General features: G+C 70.7%; 28 protein-coding genes, 1 pseudogene and 2 riboswitches. Of the genes and pseudogenes, 14 read left to right on the top strand and 15 right to left on the bottom strand.

The genetic code is table 11. The annotated features are described in order from the left end of the window. Nucleotides 1-7: 7 nt before the first annotated feature. Genes cysD through FB470_RS01690 form a run of 7 tightly spaced genes read left to right on the top strand, consistent with a single transcriptional unit; the run spans nucleotide 8 to nucleotide 6,617 of the window. Nucleotides 8-922, top strand: a complete 915-nt coding sequence (gene cysD, locus FB470_RS01660; RefSeq protein ID WP_306988161.1) for a sulfate adenylyltransferase subunit CysD — start codon at nucleotides 8-10, stop codon at nucleotides 920-922. After that, nucleotides 922-2,223 (top strand): sulfate adenylyltransferase subunit 1, encoded by a 1,302-nt coding sequence (locus FB470_RS01665; RefSeq protein WP_306988162.1) that lies wholly within the window; start codon nucleotides 922-924, stop codon nucleotides 2,221-2,223. The genes cysD and FB470_RS01665 overlap by 1 nt, the downstream gene beginning before the upstream one ends. A gap of 39 nt (nucleotides 2,224-2,262) precedes the next feature. After that, nucleotides 2,263-3,324, top strand: coding sequence for an ABC transporter substrate-binding protein (locus FB470_RS01670; protein WP_306999012.1), 1,062 nt, complete (start codon nucleotides 2,263-2,265; stop codon nucleotides 3,322-3,324). 10 nt (nucleotides 3,325-3,334) lie between these two features. Next, complete coding sequence (locus FB470_RS01675) at nucleotides 3,335-4,135, top strand: ABC transporter ATP-binding protein (protein WP_306988163.1); 801 nt, start codon at nucleotides 3,335-3,337, stop codon at nucleotides 4,133-4,135. Beyond that, a complete protein-coding gene (locus tag FB470_RS01680; protein WP_306988164.1) occupies nucleotides 4,122-5,006 on the top strand; it encodes an ABC transporter permease in 885 nt (294 codons plus the stop codon). Before FB470_RS01675 ends, FB470_RS01680 begins: the two co-directional genes overlap by 14 nt. Next, entirely contained in the window at nucleotides 5,003-5,722 is a 720-nt protein-coding gene (locus tag FB470_RS01685; protein WP_306988165.1) for a sirohydrochlorin chelatase, read from the top strand. Before FB470_RS01680 ends, FB470_RS01685 begins: the two co-directional genes overlap by 4 nt. 16 nt (nucleotides 5,723-5,738) lie before the next feature. After that, nucleotides 5,739-6,617, top strand: coding sequence for a TIGR03854 family LLM class F420-dependent oxidoreductase (locus FB470_RS01690; protein ID WP_306988167.1), 879 nt, complete (start codon nucleotides 5,739-5,741; stop codon nucleotides 6,615-6,617). A 1-nt stretch (nucleotide 6,618) separates the two neighbouring features. Here FB470_RS01690 and FB470_RS01695 read toward each other — a convergent pair whose 3' ends face one another. The 8 genes from FB470_RS01695 to FB470_RS01730 form a co-directional block, all read right to left on the bottom strand. Next, complete coding sequence (locus FB470_RS01695; RefSeq protein ID WP_306988168.1) at nucleotides 6,619-7,137, bottom strand: DUF3558 family protein; 519 nt, start codon at nucleotides 7,135-7,137, stop codon at nucleotides 6,619-6,621. After that, nucleotides 7,134-7,427, bottom strand: coding sequence for a hypothetical protein (locus FB470_RS01700; RefSeq protein WP_306988170.1), 294 nt, complete (start codon nucleotides 7,425-7,427; stop codon nucleotides 7,134-7,136). Before FB470_RS01700 ends, FB470_RS01695 begins: the two co-directional genes overlap by 4 nt. Nucleotides 7,428-7,559: 132 nt before the next feature. Further along, nucleotides 7,560-8,090 carry a DUF3558 domain-containing protein gene (locus FB470_RS01705; protein ID WP_306988172.1) on the bottom strand — a complete coding sequence of 177 codons (531 nt, stop codon included), beginning with the start codon at nucleotides 8,088-8,090 and terminating at the stop codon, nucleotides 7,560-7,562. Further along, entirely contained in the window at nucleotides 8,087-8,383 is a 297-nt protein-coding gene (locus FB470_RS01710; RefSeq protein ID WP_306988174.1) for a hypothetical protein, read from the bottom strand. Before FB470_RS01710 ends, FB470_RS01705 begins: the two co-directional genes overlap by 4 nt. Before the next feature lie 117 nt (nucleotides 8,384-8,500). Continuing rightward, nucleotides 8,501-9,019 (bottom strand): DUF3558 domain-containing protein, encoded by a 519-nt coding sequence (locus tag FB470_RS01715; protein ID WP_306988176.1) that lies wholly within the window; start codon nucleotides 9,017-9,019, stop codon nucleotides 8,501-8,503. Next, on the bottom strand, nucleotides 9,016-9,306 hold the full coding sequence (locus FB470_RS01720) for a hypothetical protein (protein WP_306988178.1): 291 nt from the start codon (nucleotides 9,304-9,306) through the stop codon (nucleotides 9,016-9,018). The genes FB470_RS01715 and FB470_RS01720 overlap by 4 nt, the downstream gene beginning before the upstream one ends. 135 nt (nucleotides 9,307-9,441) lie before the next feature. Then, a complete protein-coding gene (locus tag FB470_RS01725; protein ID WP_306988179.1) occupies nucleotides 9,442-9,957 on the bottom strand; it encodes a DUF3558 domain-containing protein in 516 nt (171 codons plus the stop codon). Between the two features lie 146 nt (nucleotides 9,958-10,103). After that, nucleotides 10,104-10,394: a hypothetical protein gene (locus FB470_RS01730; RefSeq protein ID WP_306988181.1), complete on the bottom strand. Its 291-nt coding sequence runs from the start codon at nucleotides 10,392-10,394 to the stop codon at nucleotides 10,104-10,106. Between the two features lie 137 nt (nucleotides 10,395-10,531). Here FB470_RS01730 and FB470_RS01735 point away from each other — a divergent pair, with 137 nt between their 5' ends. Then, nucleotides 10,532-11,305 (top strand): enoyl-CoA hydratase-related protein, encoded by a 774-nt coding sequence (locus tag FB470_RS01735; protein ID WP_306988182.1) that lies wholly within the window; start codon nucleotides 10,532-10,534, stop codon nucleotides 11,303-11,305. Here the strand turns inward: FB470_RS01735 and FB470_RS01740 are convergent. Genes FB470_RS01740 through FB470_RS01750 form a run of 3 tightly spaced genes read right to left on the bottom strand, consistent with a single transcriptional unit; the run spans nucleotide 11,302 to nucleotide 12,270 of the window. Then, complete coding sequence (locus FB470_RS01740; protein WP_306988183.1) at nucleotides 11,302-11,664, bottom strand: barstar family protein; 363 nt, start codon at nucleotides 11,662-11,664, stop codon at nucleotides 11,302-11,304. The genes FB470_RS01735 and FB470_RS01740 overlap by 4 nt on opposite strands. A gap of 11 nt (nucleotides 11,665-11,675) precedes the next feature. Beyond that, nucleotides 11,676-12,059 (bottom strand): guanyl-specific ribonuclease, encoded by a 384-nt coding sequence (locus FB470_RS01745; protein WP_306988184.1) that lies wholly within the window; start codon nucleotides 12,057-12,059, stop codon nucleotides 11,676-11,678. Nucleotides 12,060-12,069: 10 nt separating this feature from the next. Further along, the gene (locus FB470_RS01750) at nucleotides 12,070-12,270 is read right to left on the bottom strand and encodes a hypothetical protein (protein ID WP_179777777.1); all 201 of its coding nucleotides are present in this window, start codon (nucleotides 12,268-12,270) and stop codon (nucleotides 12,070-12,072) included. A 44-nt stretch (nucleotides 12,271-12,314) separates the two neighbouring features. Here FB470_RS01750 and FB470_RS01755 point away from each other — a divergent pair, with 44 nt between their 5' ends. From FB470_RS01755 to FB470_RS01775, 4 genes are all read left to right on the top strand, one after another. Further along, nucleotides 12,315-13,280 (top strand): quinone oxidoreductase family protein, encoded by a 966-nt coding sequence (locus FB470_RS01755; protein ID WP_306988185.1) that lies wholly within the window; start codon nucleotides 12,315-12,317, stop codon nucleotides 13,278-13,280. A 103-nt stretch (nucleotides 13,281-13,383) separates the two neighbouring features. Next, entirely contained in the window at nucleotides 13,384-14,355 is a 972-nt protein-coding gene (locus tag FB470_RS01760) for an alpha/beta fold hydrolase (RefSeq protein WP_306988187.1), read from the top strand. Between the two features lie 273 nt (nucleotides 14,356-14,628). Continuing rightward, a complete protein-coding gene (locus tag FB470_RS01770; protein WP_306988188.1) occupies nucleotides 14,629-15,102 on the top strand; it encodes a carboxymuconolactone decarboxylase family protein in 474 nt (157 codons plus the stop codon). Nucleotides 15,103-15,196: 94 nt separating this feature from the next. Continuing rightward, on the top strand, nucleotides 15,197-16,615 hold the full coding sequence (locus FB470_RS01775; RefSeq protein ID WP_306988189.1) for an amino acid permease: 1,419 nt from the start codon (nucleotides 15,197-15,199) through the stop codon (nucleotides 16,613-16,615). Here the strand turns inward: FB470_RS01775 and FB470_RS01780 are convergent. The 4 genes and pseudogenes from FB470_RS01780 to FB470_RS01795 all read right to left on the bottom strand — a co-directional run bounded on the left by FB470_RS01780 (nucleotide 16,600) and on the right by FB470_RS01795 (nucleotide 20,408). Beyond that, nucleotides 16,600-17,214 (bottom strand): glycine-rich domain-containing protein, encoded by a 615-nt coding sequence (locus FB470_RS01780; protein WP_306988190.1) that lies wholly within the window; start codon nucleotides 17,212-17,214, stop codon nucleotides 16,600-16,602. The genes FB470_RS01775 and FB470_RS01780 overlap by 16 nt on opposite strands. A 248-nt stretch (nucleotides 17,215-17,462) precedes the next feature. After that, nucleotides 17,463-18,815 (bottom strand): annotated as a pseudogene (locus FB470_RS01785) (L-serine ammonia-lyase). Between the two features lie 10 nt (nucleotides 18,816-18,825). Next, nucleotides 18,826-20,097: a serine hydroxymethyltransferase gene (gene glyA / locus FB470_RS01790; protein WP_306988191.1), complete on the bottom strand. Its 1,272-nt coding sequence runs from the start codon at nucleotides 20,095-20,097 to the stop codon at nucleotides 18,826-18,828. After that, nucleotides 20,097-20,408 carry a glycine cleavage system protein H gene (locus FB470_RS01795; RefSeq protein WP_306988192.1) on the bottom strand — a complete coding sequence of 104 codons (312 nt, stop codon included), beginning with the start codon at nucleotides 20,406-20,408 and terminating at the stop codon, nucleotides 20,097-20,099. The genes glyA and FB470_RS01795 overlap by 1 nt, the downstream gene beginning before the upstream one ends. Nucleotides 20,409-20,596: 188 nt before the next feature. Continuing rightward, nucleotides 20,597-20,688: riboswitch (glycine riboswitch) on the bottom strand. Between the two features lies 1 nt (nucleotide 20,689). After that, nucleotides 20,690-20,781: riboswitch (glycine riboswitch) on the bottom strand. Between the two features lie 159 nt (nucleotides 20,782-20,940). Here FB470_RS01795 and FB470_RS01800 point away from each other — a divergent pair. Together FB470_RS01800 and FB470_RS01805 are read left to right on the top strand one after the other, a co-directional pair. Further along, entirely contained in the window at nucleotides 20,941-23,016 is a 2,076-nt protein-coding gene (locus FB470_RS01800) for a hydantoinase/oxoprolinase family protein (protein WP_306988194.1), read from the top strand. Further along, the gene (locus FB470_RS01805) at nucleotides 23,013-24,725 is read left to right on the top strand and encodes a hydantoinase B/oxoprolinase family protein (RefSeq protein ID WP_306988195.1); all 1,713 of its coding nucleotides are present in this window, start codon (nucleotides 23,013-23,015) and stop codon (nucleotides 24,723-24,725) included. The genes FB470_RS01800 and FB470_RS01805 overlap by 4 nt, the downstream gene beginning before the upstream one ends. The last annotated feature ends 11 nt before the right edge of the window (nucleotides 24,726-24,736 follow it).

The raw sequence follows: 24,736 nt of genomic DNA on the forward strand, positions 1-24,736 counted from the left end.
GAGGGAAGTGACGACAGCCGCGACCGACGCAGCGACCGACAACCTGGCGGCGCTGGAATCCGAGGCCATCCACATCTTCCGGGAGGTGGCGGGCGAGTTCGACCGTCCGGTGATCCTGTTCTCCGGCGGCAAGGACTCGACCCTGCTGCTGCACCTGGCGATCAAGGCGTTCTGGCCGGCGCCGGTGCCGTTCCCGCTGCTGCACGTGGACACCGGCCACAACTTCGACGAGGTCATCGCGTTCCGCGACCACGTCGTCGCCAAGTACGGCCTGCGGCTGATCGTCGCCCACGTGCAGGACTGGATCGACGACGGCCGCCTGACCGAGCGCCCCGACGGCACCCGCAACCCGCTGCAGACGCAGCCGTTGCTGGACACCATCACCGAGCACAAGTTCGACGCGGTGTTCGGCGGCGGGCGCCGCGACGAGGAGCGCGCACGGGCCAAGGAGCGGATCTTCAGCCTGCGCAACGCGTTCGGCCAGTGGGACCCGCGACGCCAGCGTCCCGAATTGTGGAACCTGTACAACGGAAGGCACCGTCCGGGGGAACATGTGCGGGTGTTCCCGCTCTCCAACTGGACCGAAGCCGATGTGTGGAACTACATCGCGCGCGAGAAGGTGGAGCTGCCCTCGATCTACTACGCCCACCGGCGCAAGGTCTACCAGCGCGACGGCATGTGGCTGACCGAGGGACCGTGGGGCGGTCCGCGTGACGGTGAAGAGGTCAAGGAGCTGACGGTGCGCTACCGCACGGTCGGCGACGGCTCCTGCACGGGCGCGGTGGAATCCACCGCCTCGACCGTCGATGAAGTGATCGCCGAGGTGATGGCGAGCCGGCTCACCGAGCGCGGCGCCACCCGGGCCGACGACCGGTTGTCGGAGGCCGCCATGGAGGACCGCAAGCGGGAGGGGTACTTCTGATGAGCTCGTTGCTGCGGCTCGCCACCGCCGGGAGCGTCGACGACGGCAAGTCGACGCTGGTCGGCCGTCTGCTCTACGACACCAAGTCGGTCCTGGCCGACCAGCTGGACGCGGTCACCCGGGCCAGCGTGGACCGCGGTCTGTCCACTCCGGACCTCTCGCTGCTGGTCGACGGTCTGCGCTCGGAGCGGGAGCAGGGCATCACGATCGACGTCGCCTACCGCTACTTCGCGACGCCGAAGCGGTCGTTCGTGCTCGCCGACACCCCGGGTCACGTGCAGTACACCCGCAACACGGTCACCGGTGCCTCGACGGCCCAGCTGGCCGTGCTGCTGGTCGACGCGCGCAAGGGCGTGATCGAGCAGACCCGCCGCCACGCCGCGGTGCTCGCGCTGCTCGGCGTGCCCCGCCTGGTGCTCGCGGTCAACAAGATCGACCTGGTGGACTACGACGAGGAGACCTTCCGGGTCATCGCGAAGGAGTTCACCGACCACGCCACGTCGCTGGGTTACGCTGAAGGATCGGTGCTGGCGATCCCGGTGTCCGCCCTGGTGGGTGACAACGTCGTGGACCGCTCGGCGCAGACCCCGTGGTACTCCGGCCCGACGCTGCTGGAGCACCTGGAGACCGTGCCGGTCGCGCCCGACCCGCACGACGCGCCGTTCCGGTTCCCGGTGCAGTACGTGATCCGGCCGCGCACGCCCGAGTACCCGGACTACCGCGGCTACGCGGGCCAGGTCGCGGCGGGCACGGTGCGTCCCGGCGACGAGGTCGTGGTGCTGCCCGCGGGTCTGCGGACGACGGTCGAGCGGATCGACACGCCGGACGGCGAGCTGGCCGAGGCCGGTGCGGGCCGTTCGGTGACGCTGGTGCTGGCCGACGACCTGGACATCTCGCGCGGTGACGTGATCGCGGCGGCCGCGACCGCCCCGGTGGCCACCGACGAGCTGGACGCGACGCTGGCCTGGCTGTCGGAGAAGCCGCTGCGGCCGGGCGCCCGCGTGCTGGTCAAGCACGGCGCGCGCACGGTCCAGGCGTTCGTGGACGAGCTGACTTCGCGCTTCGACGAGCAGAAGCTGTCCACCGTGGACTACCCGGAGACGTTGCAGCTCAACGAGATCGGCCGCGCGAAGGTTCGCACCGCGGAACCGCTGCCGGTCGACGACTACGAGGTCAGCCGGCGAACCGGCGCCTTCCTGGTGATCGACCCGGCCGACGGCACCACGCTGGCGGCCGGGATGGTCGGTGCGCCGCTCCCCGTGCTGCGCAGCGACCGGGACGTGGTCTCCCCCGGCCCGTAACTCCCCAACCCCCAACCGAAAGGTCCGCCCGTGAAATCCATGCGACGCAGCACCCGTGTCGTGGCTCTGGCAGCCGCAGCGTTGTCGATGTTGGCCGTCGTCACCGGATGTTCACGGGCGGACCGTTCGGACGCCAGCGCGACCGCGACCGACCAGGGCCCGGCCGGCGAGCTGCGCCTGGGCTACTTCCCCAACGTCACGCACGCTTCGGCGCTGATCGGGCTGGACCAGAACCTGTTCGCGCAGCGGCTGGGGAACACGAAGCTGGTGCCGACGAAGTTCAACGCCGGCCCCGAGGAGGTCAACGCCCTCCTCGGCGGGTCGCTGGACGCCGGGTTCATCGGGTCCGGCCCGGCGATCAGCGCCTACGCCCAGTCCGAGGGCGAGGCGGTGCGCCTGATCGCGGGCGCCACCTCCGGTGGTGCGCAGCTGGTCGTGAAGCCGGAGATCAACACGCCGCAGGACCTGCAGGGCAAGACCGTCGCGTCGCCGCAGCTGGCCAACACCCAGGACGTCGCGCTCAAGAAGTGGATCGCCGACCAGAAGCTGACCGGCGTCAGCGTGCAGAACATCGACAACGCGCTGACGCTGGACCAGTTCAAGCAGGGCGCGATCCAGGGCGCGTGGCTGCCCGAGCCGTGGGCGTCCCGCCTGGTGCTCGAGGCCGGCGCGAAGGTACTGGTGGACGAGAAGGACCTGTGGCCGGGCGGTCAGTTCCCGACCACCGTGCTCGTCGTGCGCACCCAGTTCCTCAAGGAGCACCCGGCCACCGTCACCGCGCTGCTGCAGGGCCTGCTCGACGCCAACACGCTCGCCGAGTCCGACCCGGCGAAGGCCAAGACCGCGGTGAACAACCAGCTCCAGCAGCTCACCGGCAAGGCGCTGGCCGGCCCGGTGCTCGACCGCGCGTGGAACAGCATCCAGCTGACCACCGACCCGCTCGCCGGGAAGTTCCCGCAGCTGTCGCAGGACCAGGTGACGGCCGGCGTGAAGAACAAGGCTCCGGAGGTCGCCGGGTTCGCCGACCTCGCGCTGCTCAACACCGTGCTCGCCCGGGCCGGCAAGACCCCGGTCGACGCGGCCGGCCTGGACAAGAAGTAAGGAGCGACGCATGACCGCCACGCTGGGACGTCCCACGGTCGAGCCCGCGACCGGGCACGCCGTGCGGCTGTCCGGGGTGCACAAGAGCTTCGGGCAGGGCCGTGAGGCCGTGACCGCGCTCGCCGGCGTCGACCTCGACGTCGCACCGGGCGAGTTCGTCTGCCTGCTCGGCGCCTCGGGCTGCGGCAAGACCACCCTGCTGAACCTGATCGCGAACCTGGATCGGCCGACGGCGGGCGAGATCGAGCTGACCACGTCCAGGCCGGCGGTCATGTTCCAGGAGGCGGCCCTGATGCCGTGGCTCACCGCCGCGGCGAACGTCGAGCTGCCGTTGAAGCTCGCCGGGTTGGGGCGCGCCGAGCGCAAGACCCGCACCGGAGAGCTGCTCGAACTGGTGCGCCTGTCCGGCGTGGGCGCGAAGCGGCCGCACGAGCTGTCCGGCGGCATGCGGCAGCGCGTCGCCCTGGCGCGCGCGCTCGCCTCGGCCACCCACACCGAGAACGGCGAGGAGCGCCCGTCGCTGCTGCTGATGGACGAGCCGTTCTCCGCGCTCGACGCGATCACCCGCGACGTGCTGCAGGCCGAGCTGGTGCGCATCTGGGAGGCGACCGGCACCGCGGTGGTGTTCGTGACGCACGACGTGCGCGAGGCGGTCCGGCTCGGTCAGCGGGTGGTGCTGCTGTCGTCCCGGCCGGGCAAGGTCGTGCAGCAGTGGCGCGTCGACGGGCTGGCCGGGCAGGACGAGATCAACGCCGTGGACGTCATCAACCGGCGCCTGCGTGAGGTGATCAGCAGCCATGCCGCCGCTTGAGGACACGACCGAGCCGGACGCGGCGGCGGTCGAAGCCGGCCTAGACGCGCTCGACACGCCGGCCGTGGCCGCGAAGCGGACGAGCGGGTGGCGCCGGTTCACGCGGTCCGTGCTGCCGCCGGTGTCGTTCCTGGTCCTGGTGATCGTGGTCTGGCAGGCGCTGTGGGCCGCCGCGTTCTGGCCGGAGTACCAGCTGCCAGCACCGCTGACGGTGTGGACCGAGCTGTGGAACCGCTTCACCAGCGGGGACGCGTTCGGGTTCGTGTGGACCTCGGTGCACCGCGCCGTGCTCGGGTTCCTCATCGCGATCGTGATAGCGACCCCGCTCGGCCTGCTGGTCGCCAAGGTGCGGCTGGTGCGGGCCGGGGTGGGCCCGTTCCTGTCCGGTCTGCAGAGCCTGCCGTCGGTGGCGTGGGTGCCGGCGGCGGTGCTGTGGTTCGGTGTCGAGCCGGCCGCGATGTACGTCGTGCTGCTGCTCGGCAGCGTCCCGTCGATCGCCAACGGCCTGGTGGCGGGCATCGACCAGATCCCGCCGATCCTGCCGCGCGTCGGGAAGGTGCTGGGCGCCGGGCGGCTGGCCACGGCGCGGCACATCCTGCTGCCCGCGGCCCTGCCCGGGTACCTCGCCGGGCTCAAGCAGGGGTGGGCGTTCTCGTGGCGGTCGCTGATGGCGGCCGAGATCATCGCGACGTCACCGCTGCTGGGCAAGGGTCTCGGCGCCTATCTCGACGACGGCCGGTTCCTCAACGACATGTCGACCGTGATCGCCGCGATCGTGCTGATCCTGCTCGTCGGCGTCGGGATCGAACTGCTGGTGTTCCGGCCGCTGGAGCGGGCCGTGCTGCGGGCACGCGGGCTGGGGTCGCTGTGATCCCGCTCGTCGCCGTCGCGCACGGCAGCCGGGACCCGCGATCCGCGGCGGCCGTGCGGGCGCTGGTGGCCCGGATCGCCGCTGCGGCGCCGGACCTGGACGTGCGGGTGGCTTTCCTGGACCTGTCGGAGCCGCTGGTGACGGACGTGCTGCGGGACCTGGTGTCCGAGGGACACCGGGACGCTGTCGTCGTGCCGTTGCTGCTGGGCAGTGCGTTCCACGCGCGGGTCGACCTGCCCGCGCTGGTGGCCGAGGTGCCGGGGTTGCGGGTCACGATCGCGGACGTGCTGGGTACGGCGCTGTCGGAGGTCGCCTTCGACCGGCTGGCCGCGGTCGCGGACGTGTCCGATCCCGGGTTGGGCGTGGTGCTGGCGGCGGTCGGTTCGTCGCGCGCGGCGGCCAACGAGGTGGTCGCGACACTGGCACGGCGGTGGCAGGCGCGGCACGGTTTCCGCGCGGTGGCGGCGTTCGCGAGCGCGGCGAAGCCGGACGTGCCGGCGGCGGTGGCGAAACTGCGGGCCCGCGGTGCGCGGCGGATCGCGGTCGCGTCGTGGTTCCTGGCACCGGGCCTGTTGCCGGACCGGATCGCCGCGCAGGCGCGGGCGGCCGATCCCGCGGTGGTCCTGGCCGAGCCCCTCGCCGGCGATCCGCGTGTCGCGGAACTGGTGCTGGAGCGGTACACCACCGCGTTGGCCGCTGCCACGCGGTCGGCCTGAGCCGTACGGTGGTCGTGTGAAGATCCGGATCGGGGTGGGGTTCGGGGCGGAGACGCCGCCGGGTGAGCTGCCGTCGCTGGTGGACCGGCTGGAGGCCGCCGGGGTCGACTCGGTGTGGTTCTCCGAGCAGGTGTATTCGGACGCGGTGGACCCGTTCATCGGGATGGCGCACGCCCTGGCGCGGACCTCGCGGCTGAAGGCGGGCACGTCGGTGGCGGTCCTGCCGGGCCGGCATCCCGTGCTGGTGGCGAAGCAGATCGCGTCGCTGGCCGCGCTGGCGCCGAAGCGCGTGTTGCCGGTGTTCGGGCTGCGCCCGGCGCGGCGCGCGGAGTGGGCGCTGTTCGACGTCCCGGCCGGTGCGCGGGCCGCCGTGTTCGACGAGTCGCTGCGGTTGCTGCGGACGGCGTTGTCGGGTGGCGGTGACTTCGCCGGGGAGTTCTGGAAGCTCGACGGCGTCAGCCCCGGCCCGCAGCCGCCGCGCCCGGTGGACATCTGGCTGGGCGGCAGCGCGCCCGCGGCGTTCCGCCGGATCGGCCGGTTCGGCGACGGGTGGCTCGGCAGCTTCCTGTCCCCGGCGGACGCGGGCCGCGCGCGAGCCGCGATCGAGGAGGCCGCGGCGTCGGCGGGACGTGAGATCGAGCCGGACCACTACGGGATGAGCCTGATGCTCAGCGAGTCGGGGATCACGCCGGAGCTGGCCGCGGCGACGCGGGTGCGCCGCCCGGAGACCGACCCGGCCGAGGTGATCGCGTCGGACTGGTCTTCACTCCACCGCCTGCTTGACGCCCACCTGGAAGCCGGGCTGACGAAGTTCGTGGTCTACCACCGGGGCCCGTCGTCGTTCGAGGAGTTCCTCGACCGCTTCGTCGAGGAGCTGCTGCCGCGGCAGAACTGAGCTATCGAACCTTCGGCAAGAGCGGTTCGAGCTTCTCGGCGAGGGCTTGGGCGTCGACGCAGGCTTGCGGATCGCGCGGGCCGGTGGCGAGAGTCATCAGCACGAGAGCGCGCGCGTGCTCGCCGACTTCGACCGCGATCGCACACCCCCCGGTGGGAATGTCCGCCTGCATGGCGCGACGTCCGTTGATCGTGAGGTCAACGACGTCCTTGTTCGTCGCCGCGAACTCACGGAGCCCTTGCACCGGATCCAGAGCCAGGCCGTTCCCCATGACACCCGGCTTCGTCGCATCGCACTCATTGCGTCGGCTCTTGTTCTCGCCAGGCTCATAACCCTGTCCGGCGTTGAGTTGATCCAGCACTTGACACGCGTTCATACCGGCGAACACATCCGCGCTGGACATGGGACTTGTTTCCGGCGCCGGCGAGGCTGTTCCAGCCACCGTGGCGGTACACGCGGATACCGTGGCCCCCAAGGCAGCGACAACAAGGGCCTGACGAAGACGAGCGTTGATGGTCACCGAGCGTCCTGGTCTTTGAAGGTGTGGAGAGCCTCGGATGCGGCCGCGTCCGAGGCGTCGTACTTGCTGATCGCGATCTCGATAGCCTCATGCAGGCTGACGAGCATCTCTTGAGCGGCGAGGAACACCCGGACCAAGGATTGGTCGTCCGAGTCCATCGCGGTGAGGAACGGCCTGTATTCCTCGTTGCCCAGTATCGGTGCCTGCTGGAGCCGGTAGAGACGACGGCCGACTTCCCTCATCCGGTCCTGCATCTGCGTCAGGCGGCACGACAGCGCAACCTGCACCATGGCTCGAGGTCTGTACGAACCCTCGCTCGTCGCGGCGAACTCAAAGGCCCTGTACCGGGTCCAACGCAAGCCCGTACGTACCGAACTCGGACTTCCGGCATCGTGCTGCTTCCAGGTCAGCGCTGAGCTTGGTCACCGCACCTTGGGAAGCAACGGCTCGAGCTTTTCGGCAAGGGCTTGGGCGTCGACGCAGGCCTGCGGGTCGCGCGGACCCGAAATCAGCGACACCTGCACCATCGCGCGAGCATGCTCCCCGACCTCGATCACGATCGCGCACCCACCCAGCGGAATGGGCGCTTGCAGCGCAGCACGTCCGTTGACCGAGGTCTCCACCACACCCTCGGTGGTCTCGGCGAACTCGCGAAGCCCCTGCACAGGATCCAACGCCAGACCGTACGCTCCGAAGTCCGGCTTCGTGGCACCGCATTCATTGCGCCTGCTCTTGTTCTCGCCCGGATTGAAACCTTGTCCGGCAGTAAGCTGGTCCAGCACTTGACACGCGTTGAGGCCCGCGAAGACATCGGCGTACGTCGCGCTCGGACTGGGCCCGGCGCTGGGAGCAGGCGAAGCTGTGCCCGCTACCCTGCTGGTGCACGCTGTCGCGGCCACCGCCAGACACGCAAAGCCCGCAACGGCCTGGACGATGCGTACGTTGAACGTCACTGTGATTCCTGATCCTTGAACATCCGGACAGCCTGGGCCGCCGCTTCGTCGGAGGCGTCGTACTTGCTGATCGCGATCTCGACCGCCTCGCGAAGGCTAGCGAGCATATCCTGAACCGAGTAGAAGACCCGGACGAGAGACTGCTCGTCCGAATCCATCGCGGCAAGGAAGTGTGCTGCGGCCTTCTTGGCGTACTCGTCGTTGCCGAGCTTCGGTGCCTGCTGGAGCCGGTAGAGCCGGCGGCCGACTTCCCTCATCCGGTCCTGCATCTGCGTCAGGCGCCCCGACAGCACGACGCGCCACTCGACATGCGGATGGACCGCACAACGTCCCCATGGCCCTAGGGTGCTCGCCGAGCTTGATCTCGGACATCCGGAACCGTGCTGCTTCCAGGTCAGCACTGAGCTTGGTCACCGCACCTTGGGAAGCAACGGCTCGAGCTTTTCGGCAAGGGCTTGGGCGTCGACGCAGGCCTGCGGGTCGCGCGGCCCCGAAATCAGCGACACCTGCACCATCGCGCGAGCATGCTCCCCGACCTCGATCACGATCGCGCACCCACCCAGCGGAATGGGCGCTTGCAGCGCAGCACGTCCGTTGACCGAGGTCTCCACCACACCCTCGGTGGTCTCGGCGTATTCACGAAGCCCCTGAACAGGATCAAGTGCCAGACCGTACGTGCCGAACTCGTGCTTCAGAACATCACACTCGTTGCGCCGACTGATGTTCTCCCCGGGCCCGAAACCCTGTCCCGCGGTGAGCTGCTCGAGGACCTGGCAAGCGCTGAGGCCGGCGAAAACATCGGAGTTCGCAGCACTCGAACTAGGTGCCGGCGACGCAGTGCCCGCCACGGTGGTGGTGCAGGCAGCCGTAGCCATTGCCAGACCCACCATCGCTGCGGAGGCCTGGACGATGCGAACGTTGACGGTCACCAGTCCTGGTCCTTGAAGGTCATGAGAGCCTGGGTCGCTGCCTCGTCCGAGGCGTCATACTTGCTGATCGCGATCTCGATAGCCTCATGCAGGCTAACGAGCATATCTTGAGCGGCGAGGAACACCCGGACCAGGGATTGGTCATCCCAGTCCATCGCGGTGAGGAACTGCTTGGCGTATTCATCGTTGCCCAGTTTCGGCGCCTGCCGGAGCCGGTAGAGCCGACGGCTGACTTCCCTCATCCGGTCCTGCATCTGCGTCAGGCGGCACGACAGCGCAACCTGCATCGCGGCCCGAGGTCTGTACGAACCCTCGCTCGTCGCGGCGAACTCACAGGCCCTGTACCGGGTCCAACGCAAGCCCGTACGTACCGAACTCGGACATCCGGAACCGTGCTGCTTCCAGGTCAGCACTGAGCTTGGTCACCGCACCTTGGGAAGCAACGGCTCGAGCTTTTCGGCAAGGGCTTGGGCGTCGACGCACGCTTGCTGATCGTCGTTGGACGCCAGTGATACCTGCAGCATCGCGCGAGCGTGCTCACCGACCTCGATCACGACGGCGCATCCACCCAAAGTAATCGGCGCCTGCAGCGCGGCACGTCCGTTGACCGACGTCTCTACGACACCCGCGCTCGTCGCGGCGAACTCACGAAGGCCCTGCACCGGGTCCAGCGCCAGACCGTACGTCGAGACACCTGGTTTCGTGACATCGCACTCGTTGCGCCTGCTGATGTTCTCCCCCGGCTCGAAGCCTTGTCCCGTCGTGAGCTGCTCCAGGACTCGACACGCGTTTAGGCCAGCGAACACGTCGGAGCTCGCTTGGCTCGAAGTAGGCGCGGGGGATGCTGTGCCCGTCACCGTGCTCGTGCATGCAGTCGTGGTCAGCGCCAGTCCCACGACACCTGCGACGGCCTGGGCGATGCGAACGTTGACAGTCACCGGTCTTGGTCCTTGAACGTGTGGAGAGCCTGGGTCGCCGCGTCGTCCGAGGCGTCGTACTTGCTGATCGCAATATCGATGGCCTGCCGGAGGCTGTCGAGCATGTCCTGAGTCGCGAGGAAGACCCGGACGAGCGATCGCTCATCCTAGTCCATCGCGGCGAGAAAATGCGCCGCGACCTTCCTCGCGTATTCGTCGTTGCCGAGCTTCGGCGCCACCTGCAGCCGGTCGATCCGCTGGGCCGCCTGCCGCATCCGGTCCTGCATCTGCGTCACCGCTCGCCCCAGGTGGGTCCCAGTGTCTTCGTCCACCGCCCACTTGCCGGCCTTCGCGTCGGCCAGCATGCGCTTCGCATCCGCGTTCATGCGCTGCAGGTTGTCCTCGCCGCCGAACACGCCCGCGATTTGTGCAGCCCCGGTAGAGCCCGCCTCAGCCACACCGAACCCCTCCCCCTCTCCTGGTCGCGCTCCACGGCACGATAGCGCGGGCCTCACGCGGTGTCACAGCTTCACCCCGGTGCGCACCCGCTCACAGCAGCAGGCCCACGGCGGCCCGATCCAACTATGGTGAGCCCGTGACTGATGAACTGGTGCATTACTCAGTGGCGAGTGGTGTCGCGACCATCACCCTCGACTCGCCGCACAATCGGAACGCCCTGTCCGCCCAGCTGCGTCGTGAGCTGTCCGACTCGCTGGCCAAGGCGAAGGCCGACGACGCCGTGCGCGTGATCGTGCTCACCCACACCGGCCGGGTGTTCTGCGCCGGCATGGATCTCAAGGAGGCCAAGGGCGCCGGGGCCGGCGACCAGGGCGTGAACGAGTTCCCGCGGATCCTGGAGCAGATCTGGACGAGCCCGAAGCCGGTCGTGGCGAAGCTGTCCGGCGTCGCCCGCGCGGGTGGGGTCGGGATGGTCGCCGCGGCGGACATCGTCGTCGCCGCGCACGAGGTCACCTTCGCGTTCTCCGAGGTCCGCATCGGCGTCGTGCCGGCCGTGATCTCGCTGACCGTCCTGCCGCGCGTCAACCCGCGCGCCGCGCAGGAACTGTTCCTCACCGGTGAGGTGTTCGACGCCGCGCGCGCCGCCGAGATCGGACTCATCAACAAGGCCGTGGACGCCGACCGGCTCGACGCCGAGACCGACCGCTACGTCCAGGCGCTCACCCTCGGCGGCCCGGCCGCGCTGGCCGCCACCAAACAGCTCCTGGCGAGCCCCCGCCCGGCCACGCCGTCCGACGGGTTCCCGGACATGCTGAAGCTGTCCGCACAGTTCTTCGCCAGCGACGAGGGCCAGGAAGGCATCCGCGCCTTCGCCGAGAAGCGCAAACCGAACTGGGTGCCGGCGGACTAGTCGTCGGCGAGGGCGACCGTCAGCCGGCGGCTGTCGGCGCGGTCGCCGCCCGGCGCGAGCGCCCGCTCGGCGTCCGACAGGACGCTGCGGATCGCCAGGTACGACTTGGGGTCGGCCTGCTTGAGCAGGTCCGATCCCGCCCACACCAGCACGTGCTCGCCGTAGGGCAGCCACGACAGGTCGGTGAGGCAGTCGTAGAGCGCGTCCAGGTTGCGGCCGAACCAGTCCGGAAAGGACAACGCGGACGCGATGGCGTCGAGCGCGGACATCTTGTCCGCGGGCCGGCCATCGATGAGGTGCGAGTAGGCACCACGCGCGCGGGCCTGCTCGACGATCGTCTTCGAAGACGTCTGGGACATGGGAGTTCTCGCTACTTCGACGGGTCGACCTGGACGAAGGAAGCGTAGTGATCGCCGGTGTAGTACAGCTCGGCCCGCCCCCCGGTGATCAACCGCCGGGCGCCGCGATCCTCACTTCCGGGTGTGGGCACCGTGTACTCGTGGTAGTAGCCGCTCTGCTTCACGGGGAGCCGCTTCTCCCGGTTCTCGAACACGGTTCCGTCTTCGCGGTACGGGAACGGCCCGCCCGCCTGGATGAGGCGCCACGTCTGCCCGGCTTCGGCCGGCAGGCTGGACAGCGCCGTCAGCCCGGCAGCGGGCTCCGTCGACGTGGCCGTCTCGCGCACGATCCACCCACCGAACACGAGCACGATGAGCCCGACCAGCGCGACGGTGATCCGCCTCCTGCTTGACACCAGCGACACCTTAGGACCGGCTCGACGCGTCCTCGTCGCGGCCTGCCCGCAACCACGCGGCCACCCGGTCGACGATCCGGTCGATCAGCCACGCCACGCCCAGGCACAGGGGCGCCAGCACCGCGATGACCAGCAGGAACTGCAGCGGGAACCACAGCTGCGCGAGCCACAGTTCCGCGTTGTCCCACCAGTTGGCGAAGCCGTCGAACACCTGACCAGGGTACGCCAGGGGCCCGGGCGAGGTACGTTGCAGGCATGTTCGCCGTCTACGCCCGTGAACCGAACCCCGACAACCCGCTCGACGCCCTGGTCGTCGGCGAGCGGCCGGACCCCGAGGTGCCCGCAGGCTGGGTCAAGGTGGCCGTCAAGGCCGCCAGCCTCAACATGCACGACCTCTGGACCCTGCGCGGCGTCGGGATCAAACCGGACCAGTTCCCGATGATCCTCGGCTGCGACGGGGCCGGCGTGCTGGAGGACGGCACGGAGGTCGTCCTGCACTCCGTGGTCAACGCGCCGGGCTGGCAGGGGGACGACACCCTCGACCCGAAACGCACGCTGCTCACCGAGAAGTACCAGGGCACCTTCGCCGACCACGTGGTCGTCCCGGCGCGCAACGCGGTGCCGAAGCCGGCCGGGTTGTCGTTCGCCGAGGCCGCCACGATGGGCACGGCCTGGCTGACCGCGTACCGGATGCTGTTCGTGAAGTCCGGTCTGCGCCCCGGCCAGACGATGCTCGTGCAGGGTGCGTCCGGCGGCGTGTCGACCGCCCTGGTCCAGCTCGGGCGGGCCGCGGGCCTGAGGGTGTGGGTCACCGGCCGGTCCGAGGAGAAGCGCGCGCTGGCCGAGCAGCTGGGCGCGCACCAGACGTTCGAGTCCGGCGCGCGGCTGCCCGAGCGGGTGGACGGCGTGTTCGAGACCGTCGGCAAGGCGACCTGGGGTCACTCGCTCAAGTCGCTCAAGCCGGGCGGGATCGTGGTCGTGTCGGGGTCGACCAGCGGCCCGGACCCGAGCGCCGACCTGCAGCGGGTGTTCTTCCTGCAGCTGCGCGTCGTCGGGTCCACGATGGGGACCCGCGACGAGCTGGAGGACCTGCTCCGTTACCTCGACCTGACCGGCATCCGGCCGCAGATCGGCAAGGAACTGCCGCTGGCGGAGGCCGCCGAAGGGTTCCGGCTGATGCAGGAGGGTCAGACCGCGGGGAAGGTCGTTTTCACCCGCTGAATCGCGCTGACCTGCGCAGACGCCTTGTTGACATCACGCCGACACCAGTTTGTGATCCACGTCGACTGAGCGAAACCCGAGATTTACTCGCTAACCTGGGTACATGACCGCAGTGCAGCGGGAGATCGAGGCGGCGCCGGGCTCACGGTCCGCCGGCCCGGAGGACATCCGGGCCGGCCACCGGAGCTTCGCCGGCGTGCGCACCAGGGTGCTGGAAGTGGGTCCCAAACCCAAGCGCGGCACCGGAAGACTCGTCCTCCTGCACGGCTACTGCGACAGCGCCGACACCTGGCGCCCGGCGCTGGCCGAGCTCGCCGCCGCCGGGATCCCCGCGGTCGCGGTGGACCTGCCCGGGTTCGGCGAGGCCGATCCGCTGCGGCCCGGCGCGATGCTCGCCCAGCTGGACGCCTTCGTCGCCGAGGTCACCCGGTTCTACTCCGACCGCGGCAAGGTCGTGCTGGCCGGAAACTCGCTGGGGGGCACGCTGAGCCTGCGCGCGGCCTGCCGCGAGCAGCTGCCGGTGTCCGGGGTGGTCTCCATCGCCGCGCCCGGGTTCGTCGACTCCTGGCTGGTCCGCACGGTCGGGAAGTACCCGCTGCCGCTGCGCCTGGCCGCCTCCCTGCCGCTACCGGTGCCCGGGTTCGTGGTCCGCACCATCGCCGGGTTCGTGGTGCCGCGGCTGCTCTACGCCGACCGCGCGGCCGCCGACGTCGCGCACGTGGCGCGGTTCACGGGGCTGTTCCCCGACTTCCGGTCCACCACCACTCGTCTGGATCAGGCCCGCCAGCTGGTCGCCGAGCTCGCCGACGCCTACGACGGCCTGGAATCGATCAAGGTGCCGCTGCTGGTGGTCGCGTGCGGCAAGGACCGGCTGGTGACCGCCGCCGCCGGCCGTCGCCTGCACGCCCTGGTGCCGCACAGCCGGCTGATGCTGCGCGAGGAGTGGGGCCACTGCCCGCAGCTGGACGACCCCGTCGCGATCGCCGAGTTGCTGAGCTACTTCCGCGCCGGTGCGCTGCACAAGAAGTCGCGCCGCCGCTCGGCCTCGCTCACCCAGAGGGCCGCCGCGGGTTAGCTAGTGAGGCCATGGCGTTGGTGACGCCGGTGTGGAGTCGAGTCGCTGGTGGCTGGTCTCCGGTGCCGACGTGTGGCCGACGGTAGTTGTAATGGATGTTCCAGACGGCCAGGGCTGCGGTGGATGTGGATGATGCCGTGGCGGGTGAAGAACGCCCGGGCCCGGTGGACGGGCATGCCGGCACCAACGTCATGACCCGCACCAGTTGGCTGTCACATTTCGCCGGGCTGTTCCGTCAGGGATGTGGAAACCCCAACGGAACAGGAGTTCACCGTGGACGCTCGTCTGAACCTCTTCGCCAGCCCGACGGCAGGCAAGTTCTTCAAGCACATCTTCGCGGCGGGCAAGGTGCTCGCCGATTCGACGCTGCCCGCGACCACGCAGGCGCTGCTGACGCTGCGCGCCAGCCAGATCAACGGCTGCGGTTACTGCACGGACATGCACTACAAGGACGCGGTGGCGGCCGGCGAGGAGCCGACGCGGCTGAACCTGGTGGCGGCCTGGCGCGAAGCCACCGTGTTCACCGAGGCCGAACGCGCGGCCCTGGAGCTCACCGAGGAGGGCACCCGCATCGCCGACGCGGCCGGTGGTGTCAGCGACGAGGTGTGGGCCAACGCGGCCAAGCACTACGACGAGGAGCAGCTCGCCGCGCTGGTCGCCGCAATCGCGCTCATCAACACGTGGAACCGCATCAACGTCATCACCCGGAACCCGGCCGGCGACTACCGGCCCGGCCAGTTCGCCTGATCCGGCACAGCCCCGGGACCTTCGGAGGTCCCGGGGCGGGCCGCTCCCTAGTACCGTGATCCGGTCTCACCCGGACGAGTGATTGGGGACATCGGTGGCCGTACGCGAGCTGTTCCGGCGCAAACCCGTCGAGCAGATCGAAGCCGAGGAAGGCGGCGGGCTCCAGCGGACACTGGGCCTGTGGCAGCTGACGGCGATCGGCGTGGGCGGGATCATCGGGGCGGGCATCTTCTCGCTCGCGGGCGCGGTGGCGAACGAGACCGCCGGGCCCGCGGTGCTCATCTCGTTCCTGGTGGCCGGCATCGCCAGCGCGGCCGCCGCGTTCTCCTACGCCGAGTTCGCCGGGCTGATCCCGCGGGCCGGGTCGGCCTACACCTACGGCTACGCGGTGCTCGGCGAGCTCGTCGGCTGGTTCATCGGCTGGGACCTGCTTCTGGAGTACACCGCGATCGTCGCCGTGGTCGCGATCGGCATCTCCGGCTACTTCAACGACCTGCTGGGATTCCTCGACGTCCACCTGCCGCTGTGGATGTCCGGCGCGCCGGGCACCGAGCCGAACGGCGTGGCCGCGGGGTCGTACAAGGTGAACCTGTTCGCGATGCTGCTGTGCCTGCTGATCGCGTTCGTCCTGAACCAGGGCATGCGGTCGGCCGCGCGGTTCGAGACGCTGCTGGTGTACCTCAAGGTCGCGCTCGTCGTGCTGGTGATCGTGGTCGGCGCGTTCCACGTCAAGACCGGCAACTGGTCGAACTTCTTCCCGTTCGGGATCAGCGGGGCCTTCACCGGTGCGGCGACGGTGTTCTTCGCGGTGTTCGGGTACGACGCGATGTCGACCGCGGCCGAGGAGTCGCGCGAGTCGCAGAAGCACATGCCGAAGGCGATCCTGTACTCGCTCGGGATCTCGATGGTGCTGTACGTGCTGGCGTGCCTGGTGCTGACCGGGATGGTGCCCTACACCGACATCGACCCGGAAGCCGCGTTCTCGAGCGCGTTCGAGTCGGTCGGGTTGCGCGCGCTGGGCGCGGTCATCGCCGTCGGCGCCATTCTCGGCATCCTGACGGTGCTGTTCACGTTCCTGCTGGGCGCGACCCGCGTCGGGTACTCGATGAGCCGCGACGGCCTGCTGCCGAAGTGGTTCTCCGGCACGCACCCGGTGCGGCGGGTGCCGAGCCGGATGACGTGGGTGCTCGGCGTGGCGGCCGCGGTGATCGCCGGCCTGCTGCCGATCGGCGAGGCGGCCGAGCTGACGAACATCGGCATCCTGCTGGCGTTCGTGGTGGTGTGCGTCGCCGTGGTGGTGCTGCGGTACCGCCGGCCCGACCTGCCGCGCACGTTCCGCTGCCCCGGGGTGCCGGTGGTGCCGGCGATCGGGGTGGCGTTCTCGATCTGGCTGATCACGTTCCTCAAGCCGGAGACGTGGCTGCGGTTCGCGATCTGGTTCGTGATCGGGATGGTGGTCTACTTCACCTACAGCAGGCGGCATTCCCTCCTGGCACGTCACCACCAGAGGTAGACGTACCCGGGTGCGCCGGGCGCGCCGGCGGCGCCGCCGGAACCGATCCCGCCAGGCGGCTCGCTCGGAATCACTCCCGCTGTCCCGGGCTGGTCGGCGGTGCCGTTGCTGCCGGTGGCCACCAGCCCGGGCGAGGTTCCGCAGTCCGCGGTGCCGCCGCGCCCGTACGCCCCAGGCGTCCCGGCTTGCCCGCCGTGGGCCACGACGAGTGGTGGGCTGCCGGTGACGCCCAGGCTCGAGTCGCCGCCCGGAGCCCCGGGGACGCCGCCCACGCCGACGGTCACGATGTACTCCGTGGCCGGCGTGACCGCGACCGAACACCAGGCGGCACCCCCGCCACCACCGGTGGTGCCCGGCGCGTTGGGCGGCTGTTGTGCCGGGGTCTCCGGGGGTTTGGGTGCGGCGGCCGGCGAGGCCGTCACCCCGCCCCCGCCGCCCGCGCCCCACAGCGCGATGAACACCGAGCTGACGCCCTCGGGCGCGGTGAAGGTGCCGCCCGCGGTGAAGGCCCGGTCCCCGTGGGCGGGTTCGGCCCCGGCCACCGGCGCGGTGGCCGTGATCAGCACGGCCGCGACGGCAACGGCCTTTCCGAACACCATGCTCGAAAGGGTGCGCCGTCCGGCGGGCTCGCGCACTTCTTTCAGCCGATGGGGTGAGCCCGACGGCCGGGACCGGCGGACTTCTCCGGCAAACCCACCTGGCACCGAACACAACGAACCGGAATGACCTGCTCTGCCCGTTCGGTCACGGGGCGGACTGGGCCGACGCGCTGCTGAAGAAGGCGGCGGAGCAGATCCGATGGCCGCGCGGCCTGCCGGCGAACACCACCGTCAGGCCGCCGGTCCGGTCAGCACTCGATCACGTTCACCGCCAGTCCGCCGCGCGCGGTTTCCTTGTACTTGACGTGCATGTCGCGCCCGGTGTCGCGCATGGTCTTGATCGCCTTGTCCAGGCTCACCACGTGGCTGCCGGTGCCACGCAGCGCGATCCGGGCGGCGTTGATCGCCTTCACCGAGGCGATCGCGTTGCGCTCGATGCACGGGATCTGCACGAGACCACCCACCGGATCGCAGGTGAGGCCCAGGTTGTGCTCGATGCCGATCTCGGCCGCGTTCTCCACCTACCGGGGGCTGCCGCCGAGGACTTCGCACAGTCCCGCCGCGGCCATCGAGCACGCGGATCCGACCTCGCCCTGGCAGCCGACCTCCGCGCCGGAGATCGACGCGTTCTGCTTGACCAGGATGCCGATCGCCGCCGCGGCGAGCAGGAACCGCACGACCCCGTCGTCACCGGCATCCGCCTCGAACCGCGTGTAGTAGTGCAGGACCGCGGGGATGATGCCCGCCGCACCGTTCGTCGGCGCGGTGACGACGCGGCCGCCCGCGGCGTTCTCCTCGTTGACGGCGAGGGCGAACAGGGTGACCCAGTCCACCACGTCGAGCGGGTCCCGCGCGCCCTGCCGGACGTGAGTTCGCGGAACAGGCCGGGCGCGCCGCGGCACCCGCAGACCTCCCGGCAGCACCCCTTCCCCCTGACAGCCCGCCCGCACGCAGCCGGCCATGACACCCCAGATGTGCAGCAGCCCGTCCCGGACCTGGCGTTCGGTTCGCCCCGCCAGTTCGTTGGCGAGCATGACGTCGCTGATCCGCAGCCCGCGGTCGGCGCAGATCCGGAGCAGGTCGGCGGCCGTGGCGAACGGGTACCGCACCGGCGTGGTGTCGGCCACGATGCGATCCGCCCCAGCCGCCTGCTCGTCCACCACGAAACCGCCGCCCACCGAGTAGTAGGTGCGTTCCCGCAGGACCTCGCCGCCGGCCCCGCGGGCGGTGAACATCATGCCGTTGGGGTGGACGGGCAGGGATTTCCGGCGGTGCAGCACCACCTCGACACCGGTCTCGTGCACCCCGTTGAGCGTCACGGCGCCCCGTTCCCGCACCCGCGCGGCCCGGGCTTCCGCGGTGCGGGTGTCCACGGTGGCGGGATCTTCGCCCAGCAGACCGAGCAGGACCGCATTCTCCGACCCGTGGCCGTGCCCGGTGGCCCCCAGCGACCCGAACAGTTCCACATGCACCAGCTCGGGCAGCCGCCCCTCCCCCGTCAGTCCGTCCGCGAACCGCTTGGCCGCCCGCATCGGTCCCACCGTGTGCGAGGAGGACGGGCCGATTCCGACGGTGTAGAGGTCGAACGCGCTCAGCGCCACCGCGCGGCCCTCACATCTCCGGGTAGAGCGGGAACTTCGCGGCCAGCGCCGCCACGCGGGCACGCAACCCGGGCAGCACATCCTCCGGCGCGGACGTGACGAGCGCCGTCGCGAGGATGTCGGCGACCTCGGCGAACTCCGCGGCGCCGAAGCCGCGCGTGGCGAGCGCGGGCGTGCCGATCCGCACTCCCGAGGACACCATCGGCGGACGCGGGTCGAAGGGCACCGCGTTGCGGTTCACGGTGATGCCGGCCGCGTGCAGCCGGTTATCGGCCTGGCGCCCGTCGAGCGCCGAGTGCCGCAGGTCCACCACCACGAGGTGGACCTGTGTGCCGCCGGTGAGGACCGAGATCCCGGCCTGCCGGACGTCGTCGGCGAGCAGCCGGCGGGCGATGAGGCGGGCGCCCTCGAGGGTGCGGCGCTGCCGGTCGCGGAACTCTTCGGTCCCGGCCAGTTTGAACGCCACCGCCTTCGCCGCGATCACGTGCTCGAGCGGACCGCCCTGCTGCCCCGGGAAGACCGCCGAGTCGATGCGTTTGGCCAGCGCCGCGTCGTCGGTGAGGATCACGCCGCCGCGCGGGCCGCCGAGAGTCTTGTGGGTCGTGGTGGTGACGACGTCGGCGTGCGGCACCGGGCTGGGGTGCAGGCCGGCCGCCACGAGCCCGGCGAAGTGCGCCATGTCCACCACCAGGCGCGCGCCGACGTCATCGGCGATGCGGCGGAACGCGGCGAAGTCCAGGTGCAGCGGGTAGGCCGACCAGCCGGCCACGATGAGCTTCGGGCGGTGCTCGGCCGCCAGCCGCTCGACCTCGGCCAGGTCCAGCCGGAAATCGGTGTCACGCACGTGGTAGGGCACGACCCGGTAGAACCGGCCGCTGGAGTTCGCCCGCATCCCGTGCGTCAGGTGCCCGCCGTGGGCCAGGTCGAGGCCGAGCACGGTGTCACCGGCTTCGAGCATCGCGAACATGGCCGCCGCGTTGGCCGGTGCCCCGGAATTCGGCTGGACGTTGGCGAAACGGGATCCGAACAGTTGCTTCACGCGGTCGATGGCGAGTCGTTCCACGGTGTCGACGTGCTCGCAGCCGCCGTAGTACCGGCGACCGGGATAACCCTCGGCGTACTTGTTGGTCAGGACCGAGCCCTGCGCCTGCATCACCGCCACCGGCGCGGAGTTCTCGCTCGCGATCAGCTCGAGGGTGTGCCGCTGACGGTCGAGCTCGGACGTCACCGCGGCGTGCACCTCGGGGTCCACTTCGGACAGCGGGAGGTCGTGCGTACCCATCAGGCGCCGCCGGTGCGCGCCAGGTAGGCGGCCGCGTCGAGCAGGTCGCCCACCGCGGCGACCTTCATCCGGATCAGCCAGCCCTCGCCGAACGGGTCGGTGTTGAGCAGACCGGGGTCGGCGGCGACCTTCGCGTTGACCTCGACGACCTCGCCGTCCACCGGCGCGTAGAGCTCGCTGACCGACTTGGTGGACTCGATCTCACCGCACGGCCGGCCCGCCGCGACGGTGCTGCCGACGGTGGCGGTGTCCCCGTCGACGTCGAGCCACTCGTGCTCGGCGGTGTACTTCAGCTCGGCCGGAACGGACACGGGCGCCTCCTCGGCTGATCGGGCCCGCACGGCAGCGGCCGGCATCGGGTCCGGAGTGGACCGTGTGGTGGGCGGGCCGGCGGATGGCGCGGCGGTCCCGGCACGGGAGGGGGATGCGGGAACGGAGTTCACGGCAGGAGGCTCCCGGTGTCCGGCACCGCACCGACGCGGCACCACGGCTGGGTGGGCCTCCCCGCTCTGTCATCGATACCTGAGAGCTTCACCGCGGGAGCGGTTTGCACCGTGGGCGCAGGACCGGGTCCTGACTTTCCAGAGTTCGCCTCGCCGGAGCGGTGGGGGTGCCTGAGAGATTCTGGGGAGTGTTGCTCCTTCGGCGTCCCGCCCGCGGCGGGAGCTCTCCCGCTCCGGTTCGAATGGCGCGATATGCAGTTTGACGGATGCCGAACCTAACGGGACCGGTCCGGGCCGGTCAAGAGGCTGGCCTGACGTTCAAAAACGCCAACTGACTCTTGCTGATATCTCAACCCGAGTTTACTGTGATCCCACTTACTCGTTCAGTGAAGGAGATCCCGTGGCTTCCCGTCCCGATCCCCGACCGGCCGGCTGGCGAGTCGGCGCCGACATCGGCGGCACCTTCACCGACGTCATCGCGCTGGGTCCGGCCGGCGACGTTGTCCCGATGAAGGTCCCCTCCACCCCGCCGGACTACGGCGCGGGGGTGGTGTCGGCGACCACCGGTGTGCTGGCCGCGGCCGGGGCGAAACCGGAAGCCGTCACCGCGATGCTGCACGGCACCACCGTGGCCACCAACGCGATCCTGGAGATGACCGGCGTCCGCACCGCGGTCGTCACCACCCGCGGCTTCCGCGACGTGCTGGAGCTCGGCCGGCTGCGGCGGCCGGTGCTCTACGACCTGTCCTGGTCCAAGCCGGTGCCCCTCGCCCGGCGGCGGCACCGGTACGAACTCGACCAGCGCATCACCGCCGACGGGCGGCTCGATCCCCCGGCCGACGACGACGAGATCCGCACCCTGGCCGCGCGCCTGCGGGCGGCGGGGATCCGGGCGGTGGCCGTGTGCCTGATCAACTCCTACGTCCGGCCCGACGAGGAACGCCGGGTCGCCGAGCTGCTGCGGGCCGAGCTGCCCGGCGTCTACGTCACCGCGTCGGTCGACGTGTCGCCGCAGCCGCACGAGTTCGAGCGCACGAGCACCGTGACCGTCAACGCCTACGTCGGCCCGGCCGTGCACGGCTACCTCACCCGGCTGGAAGCCGGGCTGCGGGCGGCCGAGGTGACCGCACCGCTGCTGGTGATGCAGTCCAGTGGCGGGCTGCTGGAGGCGGCTTCCGTCGCACAGCGGCCGGTGCAGATCATCGAATCCGGTCCCGCGGCCGGGGTGACCGCGGTGCAGAAGCTGGCCCAGCTGATCGGACTGTCCACAGTGGTCGCCTTCGACATGGGCGGGACCACGGCGAAGGCCTCCCTGATCGAGGATGGCGAGCCGTTCGTCTCCGCCGACTACGAGGTCGGCGGCGGGATGAACGTCGCCCGCGGCCTCAGCTCCGGCGCCGGGTACCCGGTGCGCGCCCCCTCGATCGACATCGCCGAGGTCGGATCCGGCGGTGGCAGCATCATCTCCGTGGACCCGGCCGGCGCGCTGCACGTGGGTCCCGCCAGCGCCGGTTCCCGGCCGGGCCCGGCCTGTTACGGGCAGGGCGGTGAACTGCCGACCCTGACCGACGCCAACGTGACGCTCGGGTACCTCAGCCCGCACGCCCTGGCCGGTGGCCGCGTGCCGGTCCACCCCGACCTGGCCGTGAAGGCGCTGACCCCGGTCGCCGAACAGCTCGGCGACGACGTGGCGGGCACCGCGCGAGGCGCCTACCAGGTGGCGGTGTCGAGCATGACGACCGCGGTCAAGGCGGTGACCAGCGAACGCGGACGCGACCCGCGGGAGGCCACCATGGTCGCCTTCGGCGGCGCCGGTCCGCTCTACGCCGCCGCGCTGGCCCGCGAACTGGGCATCTCCACCGTGATCGTGCCCGTGTACCCGGGCCTGTTCAGCAGCCTGGGCCTGCTCGTCGCCGACACCGAGCGGCACGAGCTCACCCCGTACCGGGACGAGTTCGCGCAGACCAGCGCGCTCGCCGCGGAGTTCGGCCGCCTCGCCGCGAAGGTGACCGACGAGCTGGGGCCGGACGCCGTGGTGGACCGGCTGCTGGACATGCGCTACCGCGGGCAGCGGTTCGAACTGCGCATCCGGGTGCCCGACGGCGACCTCACCGGCGACCTGCTCGCCGAGGTGCGATCGCGGTTCCACGCCGAGCACAAGCGCACCTACGGCCGGGCCGGCACCGACGAACTGGTCGAGCTGGTCAACCTCCGGGTCCGCGGCCGGGTGCCCACCCCGGTGTCCATCGCCGACGTGCTGAGCCTGCCCGCCGCCGACCGCGAACCCACCACCCGCGACTGCCGGTTCGCCGAGACCGTGCCGACCCCGGTCGTGGGACGGTCCGCCCTCGGCACCGAACCGGTGGCGGGACCGGTGGTCGTCGAGGACATGGACGCCACCACCCTCGTCCCGCCCGGTGCGCGAGTGCACCGCGACCGGTTCAACAACATCGTGATCACCTGGAGTGCCGCATGATCCGCGACGCCGTGACCTTCGAGGTCTTCCGCAACGCCGTCACCGGCATCGCCGACGAAATGGCGATCACGATCCTGCGCACCGCACACTCGCAGCTCGTCGCGTCCAGCATGGACTTCTCCGCCGCGCTGTGCGACGCCCACGGCCGCGTCATCGCCCAGGCCAACACCCTGCCGGTGCACCTGGGGTCCATTCCTGACGCGATGGAGGAGATCTTCGCCGAGTTCGGCGACCGGATCCAGCCCGGTGACGTCTACCTGCTCAACGACCCGTCCCGCGGCGGCATGCACCTGCCCGACATCTTCGCGGTCGCCCCGGTGTTCGCCGGCACCGCGCTCCTGGGGTTCGCGGTCACCGTCGTCAACCACACCGACGTGGGCGGCTGGGCCGCCGGTTCGATGGCCGTGCAGTCGACGAGCATCTTCGCCGAAGGCATCCAGATCCCGCCGTCGCGCCTGATCGAGGCCGGCACCACGAACGAGACCTTCCTGCAGCTCATCCTGCGCAACGTCCGCGAACCCGACCTGCTGCGCGGCGACCTCGAATCCCAGCTGGCGGCCTGCCACACCGGGGCCGAGGGACTGCGTGCCCTCGCGGCGCGGCACGGTGTCGAACGGCTCGCCACCCTCAACGACGAACTGCTCGACTACTCCGAGACCCTGCTGCGCGCCGCGCTGGCCGAAGCGGTGCCGGGGACCTACGAGTTCACCGACCACATCGACGACGACGGACTCGGCTCCGGGCCGATCCCGATCGCGGTCAAGGCGACGCTGTCCGGGTCCGCGATCGAGCTCGACTTCACCGGTTCGGCACCGCAGGTCGGCTCCGCGCTCAACGCGACCGCGTCGTTCACCCGCTCCGCCTCCTACGCGGCCCTGCAGGGTGTCCTCGCCGCCGACATCCCGGCCAACAGCGGCTTCTACCGGCCGTTCACCTTCGTCATCCCGGAGGCGTCGATCCTCAACGGACAACGCCCCGCCGCGCGCGGTGCCCGTGGCCTGGTGGGTTTCCGGATCATCGACGCGGTGCTCGGCGCGCTCGCCCCGGTGTTCCCCGCCCGGGTGCCCGCGGCCGGGGACGGCGGACCCGACGGGATCGCGATCGGGGTCGTCGGCGCGGACGGCGAATCCGCCGTGCTGTGGGATCCGCTGGCCGGCGCGTGGGGCGCCCGGCCGGACCGGGATGGGGTGGACGGGATCAGCTCGCTGGGCGCCAACCTGACCAACACCCCGGTCGAGGAACTGGAACGCTCCGGTCACCTCCGCATCGACGGGTACGGCTACCTCCCGGACAGCGGCGGCGCGGGCCGGTGGCGCGGTGGTCTCGCGACCTTCCGCGACATGACGCTCCTGGCGCCCGAGGCCGCGGTGCAGATCAGGTCCGACCGGCGGAAGTTCCTGCCCTACGGACTGGCCGGCGGCGCGCCGGGAACGCCCTCGCTCAACGTGCTCGACCCCGGTGGCCCCGGCGAACGGGTACTGGAGTCCAAACCGCACTTCGTCATGACCGCGGGCACCCGCCACCGCCACGTCACCGCCGGCGGCGGCGGCCACGGCCACCCGTTCGAACGCGAGCCGGAGCGGGTCCTCGACGACGTCCTCGACGGCAAAGTGACCCGCGAGGGAGCCGAGCGGGACTACGCCGTCGTGATCACCGCGAATGGTGTGATCGACGCGGGCGCCACCGCCCGGCTGCGCGGGCAGCGCTGAAATCCATGTCC

It is taken from the genome of Amycolatopsis thermophila (assembly GCF_030814215.1).
GTDB classification, from domain to species: Bacteria; Actinomycetota; Actinomycetes; order Mycobacteriales; family Pseudonocardiaceae; genus Amycolatopsis_E; species Amycolatopsis_E thermophila.